12 protein-coding genes are annotated in these 13,903 nt (G+C 54.0%); 9 read left to right on the plus strand and 3 right to left on the minus strand.

Annotated elements, in window-relative coordinates; genetic code table 11:
* Positions 1-18: 18 nt before the first annotated feature.
* The 4 genes from thrA to C0557_RS02665 all read left to right on the plus strand — a co-directional run bounded on the left by thrA (position 19) and on the right by C0557_RS02665 (position 5,197).
* Positions 19-2,481, plus strand: coding sequence for a bifunctional aspartate kinase/homoserine dehydrogenase I (thrA, locus tag C0557_RS02650; protein WP_208657401.1), 2,463 nt, complete (start codon positions 19-21; stop codon positions 2,479-2,481).
* A 1-nt stretch (position 2,482) separates the two neighbouring features.
* Positions 2,483-3,412, plus strand: a complete 930-nt coding sequence (gene thrB, locus C0557_RS02655; protein WP_208657402.1) for a homoserine kinase — start codon at positions 2,483-2,485, stop codon at positions 3,410-3,412.
* 3 nt (positions 3,413-3,415) lie between these two features.
* Positions 3,416-4,702 carry a threonine synthase gene (thrC, locus tag C0557_RS02660; protein WP_208657403.1) on the plus strand — a complete coding sequence of 429 codons (1,287 nt, stop codon included), beginning with the start codon at positions 3,416-3,418 and terminating at the stop codon, positions 4,700-4,702.
* Between the two features lie 195 nt (positions 4,703-4,897).
* Complete coding sequence (locus C0557_RS02665) at positions 4,898-5,197, plus strand: DUF2502 domain-containing protein (RefSeq protein ID WP_208657404.1); 300 nt, start codon at positions 4,898-4,900, stop codon at positions 5,195-5,197.
* A gap of 37 nt (positions 5,198-5,234) precedes the next feature.
* Here C0557_RS02665 and yaaA read toward each other — a convergent pair whose 3' ends face one another.
* Together yaaA and C0557_RS02675 are read right to left on the minus strand one after the other, a co-directional pair.
* Complete coding sequence (gene yaaA, locus C0557_RS02670; protein ID WP_208657405.1) at positions 5,235-6,008, minus strand: peroxide stress protein YaaA; 774 nt, start codon at positions 6,006-6,008, stop codon at positions 5,235-5,237.
* Between the two features lie 80 nt (positions 6,009-6,088).
* The gene (locus tag C0557_RS02675; RefSeq protein WP_208657406.1) at positions 6,089-7,519 is read right to left on the minus strand and encodes a sodium:alanine symporter family protein; all 1,431 of its coding nucleotides are present in this window, start codon (positions 7,517-7,519) and stop codon (positions 6,089-6,091) included.
* Between C0557_RS02675 and C0557_RS02680 the strand changes: the two genes are divergently transcribed.
* The 4 genes from C0557_RS02680 (at position 7,470) to C0557_RS02695 (ending at position 10,898) form a co-directional block, all read left to right on the plus strand.
* Positions 7,470-7,826 (plus strand): hypothetical protein, encoded by a 357-nt coding sequence (locus C0557_RS02680; RefSeq protein WP_208657063.1) that lies wholly within the window; start codon positions 7,470-7,472, stop codon positions 7,824-7,826. The genes C0557_RS02675 and C0557_RS02680 overlap by 50 nt on opposite strands.
* Positions 7,816-8,769: a transaldolase gene (tal, locus tag C0557_RS02685; RefSeq protein WP_074774868.1), complete on the plus strand. Its 954-nt coding sequence runs from the start codon at positions 7,816-7,818 to the stop codon at positions 8,767-8,769. The genes C0557_RS02680 and tal overlap by 11 nt, the downstream gene beginning before the upstream one ends.
* A gap of 107 nt (positions 8,770-8,876) precedes the next feature.
* Positions 8,877-9,464: a molybdopterin adenylyltransferase gene (gene mog / locus C0557_RS02690; RefSeq protein ID WP_208657407.1), complete on the plus strand. Its 588-nt coding sequence runs from the start codon at positions 8,877-8,879 to the stop codon at positions 9,462-9,464.
* Positions 9,465-9,590: 126 nt separating this feature from the next.
* On the plus strand, positions 9,591-10,898 hold the full coding sequence (locus C0557_RS02695; RefSeq protein WP_208657408.1) for an MFS transporter: 1,308 nt from the start codon (positions 9,591-9,593) through the stop codon (positions 10,896-10,898).
* 183 nt (positions 10,899-11,081) lie between these two features.
* Here C0557_RS02695 and satP read toward each other — a convergent pair whose 3' ends face one another.
* Positions 11,082-11,648, minus strand: a complete 567-nt coding sequence (gene satP / locus C0557_RS02700; protein ID WP_074774873.1) for an acetate uptake transporter — start codon at positions 11,646-11,648, stop codon at positions 11,082-11,084.
* 297 nt (positions 11,649-11,945) lie between these two features.
* Here satP and dnaK point away from each other — a divergent pair, with 297 nt between their 5' ends.
* Complete coding sequence (gene dnaK, locus C0557_RS02705; RefSeq protein ID WP_007373080.1) at positions 11,946-13,859, plus strand: molecular chaperone DnaK; 1,914 nt, start codon at positions 11,946-11,948, stop codon at positions 13,857-13,859.
* Positions 13,860-13,903 lie beyond the last annotated feature (44 nt).

Below are 13,903 nucleotides of genomic sequence, written 5' to 3' on the forward strand. Positions count from 1 at the left end.
AGATCAAGGGGTAAAACCATGCGAGTGTTGAAGTTCGGCGGTACATCAGTGGCAAATGCAGAACGTTTTCTGCGTGTTGCCGACATTCTGGAAAGCAATGCCAGGCAGGGGCAGGTAGCGACCGTACTTTCTGCCCCAGCGAAAATTACCAACCATCTGGTGGCGATGATCGAAAAGACCATCAGTGGCCAGGATGCAGTACCGAATATTAGCGATGCAGAACGTATTTTCGCCGACCTGCTGCAAGGGCTGGCCGATGCGCAACCTGGATTTCCCCTCGCACAGTTAAAAACCTTCGTCGAACAAGAGTTCGCGCATATCAAGCATGTCCTGCATGGTATCAGCCTGCTGGGCCAGTGCCCGGACAGTATCAATGCGGCGCTGATCTGCCGTGGCGAAAAACTCTCTATCGCCATCATGGCCGGTCTGCTGGAAGCGCGTGGCCATAAAGTCAGCGTTATCGATCCGGTGGAAAAATTACTCGCCGTTGGTCACTATCTGGAATCGACTGTCGATATCGCAGAATCAACTCGCCGCATCGCTGCCAGCCGCATCCCACAGGATCATATGGTGCTGATGGCAGGTTTCACTGCCGGTAACGAAAAAGGTGAGCTGGTCGTGCTGGGGCGCAACGGTTCGGATTACTCTGCCGCCGTGTTGGCCGCCTGTTTACGCGCCGATTGTTGTGAGATCTGGACGGATGTCGATGGCGTCTATACTTGCGACCCAAGGCAGGTGCCGGACGCCAGGCTGCTGAAGTCAATGTCGTATCAGGAAGCCATGGAGCTTTCCTACTTCGGCGCCAAAGTTCTTCACCCCCGCACGATTACCCCGATTGCCCAGTTCCAGATCCCTTGCCTGATTAAAAATACCGGTAACCCGCAAGCCCCCGGCACACTCATTGGCGCAACGTCGGACGAAGATGGTCTGCCGGTGAAAGGGATCTCCAACCTGAACAACATGGCGATGTTTAGCGTTTCGGGCCCGGGCATGAAAGGCATGGTCGGCATGGCTGCCCGCGTATTTGCGGCGATGTCGCGCTCAGGGATTTCCGTCGTCTTGATCACCCAATCCTCCTCGGAATACAGCATCAGCTTCTGTGTGCCGCAGTCCGATTGTGTTCGCGCTCAGAAAGCAATGAATGAGGAGTTCTACCTGGAACTCAAAGAGGGGCTGCTGGAACCGCTGGCGGTGATGGAGCGTCTGGCGATCATCTCCGTGGTCGGCGATGGCATGCGTACCTTGCGCGGTATCTCGGCGAAATTCTTTGCCGCTCTGGCACGCGCCAATATCAACATTGTGGCGATTGCTCAGGGCTCCTCAGAACGTTCTATTTCGGTTGTGGTGAGCAATGATGATGCGACGACCGGAGTACGCGTTACTCACCAGATGCTGTTTAACACCGACCAGGTGATTGAAGTTTTTGTCATTGGCGTTGGCGGTGTCGGCGGTGCGCTGCTGGAGCAGTTGAAGCGTCAGCAAGGCTGGTTGAAAAACAAGCATATCGATCTGCGTGTCTGCGGCGTGGCGAATTCAAAAGCGTTGATGACCAATGTGCATGGCCTGAATCTGGAAAACTGGCAGGCCGAACTGGCGGAGGCGAAAGAGCCCTTCAATCTGGGGCGCCTGATTCGTCTGGTGAAAGAGTATCATCTGCTTAACCCGGTGATTGTTGACTGTACCTCCAGCCAGGCGATGGCCGATCAGTATGCGGATTTCCTGCGCGAAGGTTTCCACGTTGTCACGCCGAATAAGAAAGCCAACACCTCGTCGCTGGATTACTATCACCAGTTGCGTCGAGCAGCGGAGAAATCTCGCCGTAAGTTCCTGTATGACACCAACGTTGGTGCCGGCCTGCCGGTGATTGAAAACCTGCAAAACCTGCTCAACGCCGGCGATGAGTTACAACACTTCTCCGGGATCCTTTCTGGCTCACTGTCGTTTATTTTCGGCAAACTGGACGAAGGAATGAACCTGTCGGAAGCCACGGCGCTGGCGCGCGAGTTGGGTTACACCGAACCGGACCCGCGAGACGATCTCTCCGGGATGGATGTCGCGCGTAAGTTGCTGATTCTGGCCCGTGAAACCGGGCGAGAGCTGGAGCTTTCTGATATTGTCATTGAGCCCGTCTTACCCGCAACGTTTGATGCGTCCGGCGATGTTGAGAGCTTAATGGCGCGCCTGCCGCAACTGGATGACGAATTCGCCTCTCGCGTGGCAAAAGCCCGCGATGAAGGAAAAGTGCTGCGTTATGTCGGTAATATTGAGGAAGATGGCACCTGTCGGGTGAAGATCGCCGCTGTTGACGGTAATGATCCGCTCTACAAAGTGAAAAATGGTGAGAATGCGCTGGCGTTCTACAGCCACTATTATCAGCCGTTGCCGTTGGTATTACGCGGTTACGGCGCGGGTAACGATGTAACAGCAGCTGGCGTCTTTGCAGACCTGCTGCGTACCCTGTCCTGGAAGTTAGGAGTCTGACATGGTGAAGGTGTATGCTCCGGCTTCAAGCGCCAATATGAGTGTTGGCTTTGATGTGCTGGGCGCGGCGGTGACGCCGGTAGATGGAACGTTGCTGGGCGATAATGTTTCGGTGGAAGCCGCAGAACATTTCAGCCTGAAAAATATTGGCCGTTTTGCCAGTAAATTACCGACTGAACCGCAGGAAAATATCGTTTATCAGTGCTGGGAACTGTTCTGCCAGACGATTGGCAAGCAGGTTCCGGTGGCCATGACGCTGGAAAAAAACATGCCGATTGGCTCGGGGCTCGGTTCCAGCGCGTGTTCCGTTGTCGCCGCGCTGGTGGCGATGAACGAGTACTGTGGTAAACCGCTGGATGATACGCGCATGCTGGCGTTGATGGGCGAGCTGGAAGGGCGTATTTCAGGCAGCGTGCATTACGATAACGTCGCACCCTGTTTCCTCGGCGGTATGCAGTTGATGATCGAGGAAAGCGGCATTATCAGCCAGCAGGTGCCAGGCTTTGATGAATGGTTGTGGGTGCTGGCCTATCCGGGCATTAAAGTCTCAACGGCGGAAGCGCGCGCTATTTTGCCCGCGCAATATCGCCGTCAGGATTGCATCGCCCACGGGCGGCATCTGGCGGGCTTTATTCACGCCTGCTACACCCGTCAGCCCGCGCTGGCGGCAAAATTGATGAAAGACGTGATTGCCGAGCCGTACCGCATGAAATTGCTGCCGGGCTTTGGCGAAGCGCGTCAGGCAGTGGCCGATATTGGCGCGCTGGCCTGTGGGATCTCCGGTTCCGGGCCAACGCTGTTTGCTTTGTGCGATAAGCCGGATACCGCCCAGCGCGTAGCCGACTGGCTTAGCAAACACTATCTGCAAAATCAGGAAGGCTTTGTTCATATTTGCCGGCTGGATACGGCGGGCGCACGAGTAGTGGGATAACCAATGAAACTCTACAACTTAAAAGATCACAACGAGCAGGTCAGCTTTGCGCAGGCCGTAACGCAGGGGCTTGGCAAAAATCAGGGCCTGTTTTTCCCGCACGAGCTGCCGGAATTTAACCTGACGGAAATCGACGCCATGCTGGAGCAGGATTTCGTCAGCCGCAGCGCGAAGATCCTTGCCGCTTTTATTGGCGACGAAATTCCGCAGGACGCACTGGAGGCGCGAGTACGCGCCGCGTTTGCTTTCCCGGCGCCGGTTAAGCCGGTAGAAAGCGATATCGGCTGTCTGGAACTGTTCCATGGGCCAACGCTGGCGTTTAAAGATTTCGGCGGACGTTTTATGGCGCAGATGCTGAGCGCCATCAGCGGCGACAAACCGGTGACCATTCTGACTGCGACCTCGGGTGATACCGGCGCTGCGGTTGCACATGCTTTCTACGGCATGAAAAATGTGCGTGTGGTGATCCTCTATCCGCAAGGCAAAATCAGCCCGTTGCAGGAAAAACTGTTCTGTACGCTGGGCGGTAATATCGAAACTGTGGCGATTGATGCCGACTTCGATGCCTGCCAGGCGCTGGTGAAACAGGCCTTCGACGATGAAGAACTGAAAACTGCGCTGGGGCTGAACTCGGCGAACTCGATCAATATCAGCCGCTTGCTGGCGCAGATTTGTTATTACTTCGAAGCGGTCGCGCAGCTGCCGCAGGAAGCGCGTAACCAGCTGGTTGTTTCCGTACCGAGCGGTAATTTCGGCGATCTGACCGCGGGTTTGCTGGCGAAATCGCTGGGGTTGCCGATCAAACGCTTTATCGCAGCGACCAATGCCAACGATACCGTGCCGCGCTTCCTCAAAGAGGGGCAATGGCAACCGAAAGCGACGCAAGCGACGCTCTCAAACGCCATGGACGTTAGCCAACCGAATAACTGGCCGCGCGTTGAAGAGCTGTTCCGCCGTAAAATCTGGCGCCTGAATGAGCTGGGTTATGCTGCCGTGGACGATGAAACGACAAAAGCGGCCATGCGCGAGCTGAAGGATAAAGGCTATGTTTCTGAGCCGCATGCCGCGATTGCATATCGCGCCCTGCGCGATCAGCTTAATCCGGGCGAGTACGGTCTGTTCCTCGGTACGGCTCATCCTGCGAAATTCAAAGAGAGCGTGGAAGAGATTTTGGGCGAACCGTTGGCGCTGCCGAAAGAGCTGGCGGATCGCGCGGATCTGCCGCTGCTTTCCCACCAGTTACCTGCGGATTTCGCGGCATTACGCGAGTTGATGATGCGCAACGCGTAATTTCTCTGCTTCCCCTGCCTGCAAGCGGGGGAATCAGGGAGAAATTATGTAGAAAAATGGCAGAGAAAACGGATGAATTCCCAATAAATGCGGGGGTTCAGAGATTAGGATTGCGGACAATAACAACAACCTTTGGCGTTGCGTAATCTCCTGACATCGGCCCATAACGGGCAAGATGATGCAAAGGAGTAACCTATGTTGAAACCTGTGATGTTAGCGCTTTCTATGATGTTGGTGGCTCCTCTGGCGGTTCAGGCCGCAGAAATCACCCTTGTGCCGGCAGTGAAACTGCAAATCGGCGATCGCGACAGCGGTGGTAACTACTGGGATGGCGGCCACTGGCGCGACCATGGCTGGTGGCAGAGACACTACGAATGGCGTGAGAATCGCTGGGAGCCGCACGGCCACTTCGACGATCGGCATGATGATCGCCACGATGATCGCCATGACGATCACCGTGGCGGGCCGGATGATGACTGGCATCGCCATCCATAACCTTTCTGACCCTCTCCCGACCAGGAGAGGGTTTTTCTTACTGTTCGTGCCGCTTAAACACCAACTCTTCCTGCGACGAAACTTCCCGATCAAAGAAATAGCCTTCGCTGTTAAACCCGGTTAATTGCTCCGGTTTCGTCAGGCGATTTTCAATAATAAAACGACTCATCAGACCACGAGCTTTTTTGGCGTAGAAGCTGATGACTTTGAACTTGCCGTTTTTCTCGTCAAGAAACACCGGCTTAATGATCCGGGCGTTCAGCTTTTGCGTTTTGACCGATTTGAAATACTCATCAGAGGCCAGGTTGATAACGATCTCATCGCCTTGCGCCGCAATGGCTTCGTTGAGTTTTTGGGTGATTACATCGCCCCAGAATTGGTAGAGATCTTTCCCTTTGGCATTTTCCAGGCGAATGCCCATCTCCAGCCGGTACGGCTGCATCAGATCCAGCGGACGCAGCACGCCGTATAAACCGGAAAGCATACGCAGATGTTGCTGCGCGAAATCGAAATCCGCATCGCTAAAGGTTTCTGCCTGCAAGCCGGTATAGACATCTCCTTTAAATGCCAGGATAGCCTGGCGCGCATTTTCCGGAGTGAAATCAGGCTGCCAGTCGTGAAAACGCGTGGCGTTCAGATCGGCCAGCTTGTCGCTGATCCCCATCAGCGCTTTGATTTGCAGCGCGGAGAGCTTACGTGCGCTGTTAATCAGTTGCTGCGAGTGATCCAGCAATTCCGGCTGGGTAAAACGCGTGGTCGCCAGCGGGCTTTGGTAATCGAGTGTTTTAGCAGGTGAAATCAGAATCAGCATACTCAGTCCTTGCTGTGCGAGAAATTTCCGCTGACTTTAGCAAAAAAACCGACAGACTTGATCGATAGTTGCGATTAGCGCTACGAGCGGGGAATGTCATCCCAACTGCCTGGCGCCAGTTGACGCTTTATTTCTGGATAGCGCTTCGGGTCGAAGACCGGCATGACTCCCAGTTTGCGCTGGCGCAGATAGTCGCGGGCCAGCACTCTGACTACCGGCGAAAGCAGCAAAATGGCGGTCAGGTTGATCATCGCCATCAGCGCCATCACGACATCGGCAATGTGCCAGATAAGCGGCACGCTGGGTATGGCACCTGCCACCACCATCAATAAAATACCGATGCGCAGCAGCCAGAGATTTCGAGTGCTGCTGCAGCGTAAAAAGATCAGATTATTTTCCGCATAAATGTAATTCGCGACGATCGAGGTAAAGGCGAAGAGCACGACGATGCAGGCGACAAAGCCCGCCCCCCAGCCACCGGTCAATGAGGTCATGGCTTGCTGCAACTGTTGGATGCCACCAAATGCATCGCTTAGCGGAACCGTACCCGCCAGCAACAATACCAGCGCACTGGCGGTGCAGACCAGGAAGGTATCCGTCAGCACGCCGATCATTTGCACAATTCCCTGTGCTACCGGATGCGGCGGCCATGAGGCGGCCATCGCGGCGGCGTTAGGCGACGATCCCAGCCCGGCTTCATTGGCAAACATACTGCGCTGAAAACCGCTGGTCATCGCCTGGCTCAGGGTGTAAGCCATCGTGCCTGTCGCCGCTTCCTGCCAGCCGAAAGCGCTTTTAATGATGGCGGCAAAAATTCCGGGCAGTAAGTTAGCATGCCAAAGACTGAGGCCCAGACTGGCCAGGATCCAGATAAGCCCTATCACTGGTACCAACCACTGCATCAGCCGTGTGGCCGGTTTTAATCCCCGGACAATGAAAAAGAGTACGCAGAGCGCCAGCACTATGCCGCTGGCGATTCCCGGCACGCCCCACGCAAAGTGCATGGCCCGTGCGACGGCGCTGGACTGAATGGTATTAAACACCAGGCCATACGAAAGCAGCAGGAACACTGAGAAAAGCACGCCCATCCAGCGCATACCTAAACCGCGCGCCATATACCATGCCGGGCCGCCGCGAAACTGATTTTCCGTATCACGCTCTTTATACAGTTGTGCCAGAGAGCATTCGGCAAAGCTTATCACCATGCCGATGAGCGCGGAGATCCACATCCAGAAAACGGCGCCTGGCCCGCCGGAGGTTAATGCAAAGGCCACGCCCGCCAGGTTGCCGCTGCCCAGCCTGGTTGCCATGCTCAGACAGAGTGCCTGGTAAGCGGTGAGTGCGTTAGGTTGTGGCGTGCGGCTGCTTTTAAGGCTTTTCCCAAAGTCGCGCAGAAAACGAAAGGGGACAAACTGACTGCGGACAGCAAACCAGATACCCGCTGCCGCCAGCAGGTACACCATGAATGAGCCCCAGAGTATTTCACTGATAAACGAGAAAAATTCAGGCATTAACATTCCTCTTGTTGATGCCGGGTTTGTAACCTGGGGCGAGGCTGTCATTGGAAGCACATCACTTCGCAGGCAATTAATTAGGAGAGTTTACCATACTATTTACACAGCATTGTCTGCGGTTGCGCTGGCAGGTCGTCGTGTTATCATCAGTGCAGACCGGTTACATCCCCCTAACAAGTATACTCGTCATACTTCACGTTCAGGTGCGCTGGCTGCGGTTGTGCTTCAGGGGCGCAAACGTGTCGTGAGCCTGACATGGATTATTCAGGGTATCTTTAAAGAGAAATACTATCATGACGGATAAATTGACCTCCCTGCGTCAGTACACAACAGTCGTGGCTGATACCGGAGATATTGCGGCAATGAAACTGTACCAGCCGCAGGATGCAACAACGAACCCTTCTCTGATCCTTGGCGCTGCGCAAATTCCGGAATACCGTAAGCTGATTGATGACGCCGTAACATGGGCTCGCGCTCAGAGCAGCGATCGCGCGCAGCAGATTGTTGACGCGACAGATCGCCTGGCGGTGAACATTGGTCTGGAAATCCTCAAACTGATCCCTGGCCGTATCTCTACCGAGGTTGATGCTCGTCTCTCTTACGATACCGAAGCCTCTATCGCCAAAGCGAAACGCCTGATCAAGATGTATAACGATGCCGGTATCAGCAACGATCGCATCCTGATCAAACTGGCCTCTACCTGGCAGGGTATTCGCGCTGCTGAACAGCTGGAAAAAGAGGGCATCAACTGTAACCTGACGCTGCTGTTCTCCTTCGCGCAGGCGCGTGCATGTGCCGAAGCGGGCGTATTCCTGATCTCCCCGTTTGTAGGCCGTATTCTCGACTGGTACAAAGCCAATACCGACAAGAAAGAGTACGCACCGGCAGAAGATCCGGGTGTGGTTTCCGTAACCGAAATTTACCAGTACTACAAACAGCACGGTTATGAAACCGTGGTGATGGGCGCCAGCTTCCGTAATACCGGTGAAATCATCGAACTGGCAGGCTGCGACCGTCTGACCATCGCCCCGGCGCTGCTGAAAGAGCTGTCTGAAAGTGCTGGCACCCTCGAGCGCAAACTGGCGTATACCGGTGAAGTGAAAGCGCGTCCGGAACGCATCACCGAAGCGGAATTCCTGTGGCAGCATAACCAGGATCCGATGGCGGTGGATAAACTGGCGGATGGTATCCGTAAGTTTGCCGTTGACCAGGAAAAACTGGAAAAAATGATCGGCGATCTGCTGTAATCTTCAGGCGTGGCCGGTTTTCCGGTCACGCTTCTTCTCTCCCTACTGTCTGCCTTTCCCCTCAGCGTGTATCATTTCGTTAAATAGGTTTTTTGAACGGAATGAATATGGACACACTACGCATTGGTTTAGTTTCGGTTTCCGATCGCGCATCCAGCGGTATTTACCAGGACAAAGGCATTCCTGCACTTGAAGAGTGGCTGGCCAGCACGCTGACAACCCCGTTTCAGATTGAGACCCGATTGATCCCGGACGAGCAAAGCATCATCGAACAAACGCTGTGCGAACTGGTGGACGAAATGAGCTGCCATCTGGTGCTGACGACTGGCGGCACCGGGCCTGCGCGACGCGACGTAACGCCGGACGCGACGCTGGCGGTTGCCGATCGCGAAATGCCGGGGTTTGGTGAGCAGATGCGGCAAATCAGCCTCAATTTTGTACCGACGGCGATCCTCTCCCGCCAGGTTGGCGTGATCCGCAAACAGGCATTGATCCTGAATTTGCCCGGCCAGCCCAAATCGATTAAAGAGACGCTGGAAGGGTTAAAAGGCGCTGATGGCGAAGTGAAAGTGCCCGGTATTTTTGCCAGCGTACCGTATTGTGTACAGTTGCTTGACGGACCTTATGTGGAAACCAATCCGCAAGTCGTAGCATCTTTCCGGCCTAAAAATGCACGGCGCGAAACATTATCCTAAAAGTTGATCTTTTCTGAAATTACGGCGGCGAACCATGGCGTGTTGATTCATTTACGGTATAGTAAGTTTTAATTTACACAATTCGTAATAATTAAATCAGCACTCCCTATTTACAAATGGTTCGCTATGTCAAATACCACTCGTCCTCTGAACAGACAGGATTATAAAACGCTGACGCTTGCTGCCCTTGGCGGTGCGCTGGAGTTTTACGATTTCATCATTTTCGTTTTCTTCGCCGCCGTCGTTGGCGAGCTTTTCTTCCCGGCGGATATTCCGGAATGGCTGCGCCAGGTGCAAACCTTTGGCATTTTTGCCGCCGGTTATCTGGCGCGTCCGCTTGGTGGCATTGTCATGGCGCACTTCGGCGATCTGGTCGGGCGCAAGAAGATGTTTACCCTGAGTATTCTGCTGATGGCGTTGCCGACGCTGGCGATTGGCTTGCTGCCAACGTATGCCTCAGCAGGCATTGTGGCGCCGCTGTTGCTGCTCTTGATGCGCGTTTTACAGGGCGCGGCCATCGGTGGCGAAGTGCCAGGCGCGTGGGTGTTTGTCGCGGAACATGTTCCGGCTCGTCGCATCGGTATTGCTTGCGGTACGTTGACTGCGGGCCTGACCGTAGGGATTTTGCTTGGCTCGGTGGTGGCGACGCTGGTGAATACCAGCATGACCCAGCAAACTATTCATGATGGCGGCTGGCGTATTCCGTTCCTGCTGGGTGGCGCATTTGGCCTGGTGGCGATGTATCTGCGACGCTGGTTGCAAGAAACGCCGATCTTTCTTGAGATGCAGCAACGTAAAGCGCTGGCGCAGGAATTGCCTGTTAAATCGGTCGTGCTGAAACATAAAAAAGCGGTGGTGATTTCCATGCTGCTGACCTGGCTGCTTTCCGCCGGGATTGTGGTGGTTATTCTGATGTCGCCGGTCTGGCTGCAAAAACAGTATGGTTTTGCTCCGGCTCTGACGTTGCAGGCTAACAGCATCGCGACCATTATGCTTTGCTTCGGTTGTCTGGCCGCCGGGCTGCTGGTCGATAAATTTGGCGCCAGTCGCACCTTTATTATTGGCAGTGTGCTGCTTGCCTGTACCAGCTGGTTTTTCTACCACCTGGTGGGCGCACACCCTGAGCAGCTTTTCGTCCTGTATGGCCTGGTGGGGCTGTGCGTTGGCGTGGTCGGCGCGGTTCCGTACGTGATGGTGCGGGCGTTTCCGGCAGAGGTTCGCTTTACCGGAATCTCATTCTCGTATAACGTCTCGTACGCTATTTTCGGCGGCCTGACGCCGATTGCGGTGACCATGCTAATGGGCGTTTCGCCGATGGCACCTGCCTGGTATGTGCTGGCGCTGTCGCTGATTGGTCTGGCGCTGGGGATCTGGCTGCGCCAGGATCTTCATCACCAGGATAGCGTAGCAGAGCGGCCGGTGGAGCAAGCATAAACAAACGGAGCCTCAGGCTCCGTTTTCAGTTTGAGCGGGCAGAGGGTAATTAACAGCGAAAAGCTCTGCTTTTATGTATCGAGTTAATAAAAGACTGTAACGGTTGGGGCGGGAGAGTATCAGGAATCGGGATGTAGAAGAAATGCGAAGCCAGGCTTCGCATTTTAGCATTCAGCGCAGGAATTAATGCTTTTCACCAATTGGCAGAACGGTGCGTTCGAACTGTTCGTTCAGCACTTCGCCCATCGCCAGGTAGATGGCGCTCGCGCCACAAACCAGACCGATCCAACCCGCGATATGTACGATGCTTTCGTTATCAACCAGATGACCTACCGCCAGCAGGGCGAACAGTACGGTCAGGCTCAGGAAAACGAACTGCAGCGCACGCGCGCCTTTCAGCGTGCCGAAGAACATAAACAGGGTGAAGACGCCCCAAATCCCCAGATAAACGCCGAGGAAGTGGCCGTTTGTCGCATCCGCAAGACCCATTTTCGGAAACAGCAGAATCGCGACCAGCGTCAACCAGAAAGAACCGTAAGAGGTGAACGCAGTTAAACCAAAGGTGTTGCCTTTTTTATATTCAAGCAGGCCTGCGAGAATTTGCGCGATACCGCCATAGAAAATGCCCATCGCCAGAATAATGCCGTCCATTGGGAATAAACCAATATTGTGCAGGTTAAGCAGAATAGTGGTCATGCCGAAACCCATTAAGCCCAGCGGAGCCGGATTAGCCAACTTAGTGTTGCCCATAATTCCTCAAAATAGATCAATATGAAAAGGGAGAAATGAAAGTCCCCGCACCCTGTTGAACTGGCGGGGCGCGGCATCATAAATAGCGGTAATAGGCCTGTCTATGATCTGAACAGGTGTAAATTAAAAAATTTTTTATCGTTTGCCCCTTGATGAGCCGCTTAGAGACCCCATCTTGTAGTCAACCGCAGTGTGTGGGCCTGAAAAAAAACGATACAGGGTGGTTGAAACAGCACGTTTCGCCCTTATTACAGGTTCACAACCACATGATGACGAATTTTTAGTGGAGACGTTTAGATGGGTAAAATTATTGGTATCGACCTTGGGACAACCAACTCTTGTGTAGCCATTATGGATGGCACTCAGGCTCGTGTGCTGGAGAATGCTGAAGGCGATCGCACCACTCCTTCTATTATTGCTTACACACAGGATGGTGAAACTCTGGTAGGTCAGCCGGCTAAACGTCAGGCCGTGACGAACCCGCAAAACACCCTGTTTGCGATCAAACGCCTGATCGGCCGTCGCTTCCAGGACGAAGAAGTCCAGCGTGACGAAGCCATCATGCCGTACAAAATCATTGCTGCTGATAACGGCGATGCATGGCTTGATGTAAAAGGCACCAAAATGGCACCGCCGCAGATCTCTGCCGAAGTGCTGAAAAAAATGAAGAAAACTGCCGAAGATTACCTGGGTGAGCCGGTAACTGAAGCGGTTATCACCGTACCTGCTTACTTTAACGATGCTCAGCGTCAGGCAACCAAAGATGCTGGCCGTATCGCAGGTCTGGAAGTGAAACGTATCATCAACGAACCGACAGCGGCAGCGCTGGCCTACGGTCTGGATAAAGAAACCGGCAACCGCACCATCGCGGTTTACGACCTGGGCGGTGGTACGTTCGATATCTCTATCATCGAAATCGATGAAGTTGACGGCGAAAAAACCTTCGAAGTACTGGCTACCAACGGTGATACCCACCTGGGTGGTGAAGACTTCGACAGCCGCCTGATCAACTACCTGGTGGAAGAGTTCAAGAAAGATCAGGGTATCGATCTGCGTAATGATCCGCTGGCGATGCAGCGTCTGAAAGAAGCGGCAGAAAAAGCGAAAATCGAGCTCTCTTCCGCACAGCAGACCGACGTGAACCTGCCGTACATCACCGCAGACGCGACCGGTCCGAAGCATATGAACATTAAAGTGACTCGCGCGAAACTGGAAAGCCTGGTGGAAGATCTGGTTAACCGTTCAATCGAGCCGCTGAAAGTCGCACTGCAGGATGCTGGCCTGTCCGTATCCGACATCAACGACGTGATCCTGGTCGGTGGCCAGACGCGTATGCCGATGGTGCAGAAAAAAGTGGCTGAGTTCTTCGGTAAAGAGCCGCGTAAAGACGTTAACCCGGATGAAGCCGTTGCTATCGGTGCTGCGGTTCAGGGCGGTGTTCTGACTGGTGAAGTTAAAGACGTTCTGCTGCTGGACGTTACCCCGCTGTCGCTGGGTATCGAAACCATGGGCGGCGTGATGACTGCGCTGATCAATAAAAACACTACCATCCCGACCAAGCACAGCCAGGTGTTCTCTACTGCGGAAGATAACCAGTCCGCTGTAACCATCCATGTGCTGCAGGGTGAACGTAAACGTGCGTCTGATAACAAATCTCTGGGTCAGTTCAACCTGGATGGTATCAACCCGGCGCCGCGCGGTATGCCGCAGATTGAAGTTACCTTCGATATCGATGCTGACGGTATCCTGCACGTTTCCGCGAAAGACAAAAACAGCGGTAAAGAGCAGAAGATCACCATCAAAGCTTCTTCGGGTCTGAATGAAGAAGAAATCGCGAAAATGGTTCGTGAAGCAGAAGCGAATGCGGAATCTGACCGTAAGTTCGAAGAGCTGGTGCAAACCCGTAACCAGGGCGACCATCTGCTGCACAGCACGCGTAAGCAGGTTGAAGAAGCAGGCGATAAACTGCCGGCAGAAGACAAAACGGCTATCGAGTCTGCGCTGAGCGAGCTGGAAGTTGCGCTGAAAGGCGAAGACAAAGCTGAAATCGAAGCGAAAATGCAGGCGCTGGCGCAGGCTTCTCAGAAACTGCTGGAAATCGCACAACAGCAGCACGCACAGCAGCAAGCGGGCGCTGATGCTTCCGCGAACAACGCGAAAGATGACGATGTTGTCGACGCCGAGTTCGAAGAAGTCAAAGACAAAAAATAATCGCCCTGATGCAGGGTAGATAACCAGCACGGGCGTCGGAGTTT

Origin of the sequence: Kosakonia sp. MUSA4, from assembly GCF_013085925.1 — a bacterium.
Taxonomy (GTDB): Bacteria; Pseudomonadota; Gammaproteobacteria; order Enterobacterales; family Enterobacteriaceae; genus Kosakonia; species Kosakonia sacchari_B.

What these genes read in the sequence shown, in the direction of transcription:
- C0557_RS02695 (WP_208657408.1), top strand. Translation starts at nt 9,591, where the DNA reads ATGTCAAATACCACTCGTCCTCTGAACAGACAGGATTATAAAACGCTG.
- tal (WP_074774868.1), top strand. Translation starts at nt 7,816, where the DNA reads ATGACGGATAAATTGACCTCCCTGCGTCAGTACACAACAGTCGTGGCT.
- dnaK (WP_007373080.1), top strand. Translation starts at nt 11,946, where the DNA reads ATGGGTAAAATTATTGGTATCGACCTTGGGACAACCAACTCTTGTGTA.
- C0557_RS02680 (WP_208657063.1), top strand. Translation starts at nt 7,470, where the DNA reads ATGAATGAGCCCCAGAGTATTTCACTGATAAACGAGAAAAATTCAGGC.
- yaaA (WP_208657405.1), bottom strand. Translation starts at nt 6,008, where the DNA reads ATGCTGATTCTGATTTCACCTGCTAAAACACTCGATTACCAAAGCCCG.
- satP (WP_074774873.1), bottom strand. Translation starts at nt 11,648, where the DNA reads ATGGGCAACACTAAGTTGGCTAATCCGGCTCCGCTGGGCTTAATGGGT.
- thrA (WP_208657401.1), top strand. Translation starts at nt 19, where the DNA reads ATGCGAGTGTTGAAGTTCGGCGGTACATCAGTGGCAAATGCAGAACGT.
- C0557_RS02665 (WP_208657404.1), top strand. Translation starts at nt 4,898, where the DNA reads ATGTTGAAACCTGTGATGTTAGCGCTTTCTATGATGTTGGTGGCTCCT.
- mog (WP_208657407.1), top strand. Translation starts at nt 8,877, where the DNA reads ATGGACACACTACGCATTGGTTTAGTTTCGGTTTCCGATCGCGCATCC.
- thrC (WP_208657403.1), top strand. Translation starts at nt 3,416, where the DNA reads ATGAAACTCTACAACTTAAAAGATCACAACGAGCAGGTCAGCTTTGCG.
- C0557_RS02675 (WP_208657406.1), bottom strand. Translation starts at nt 7,519, where the DNA reads ATGCCTGAATTTTTCTCGTTTATCAGTGAAATACTCTGGGGCTCATTC.
- thrB (WP_208657402.1), top strand. Translation starts at nt 2,483, where the DNA reads ATGGTGAAGGTGTATGCTCCGGCTTCAAGCGCCAATATGAGTGTTGGC.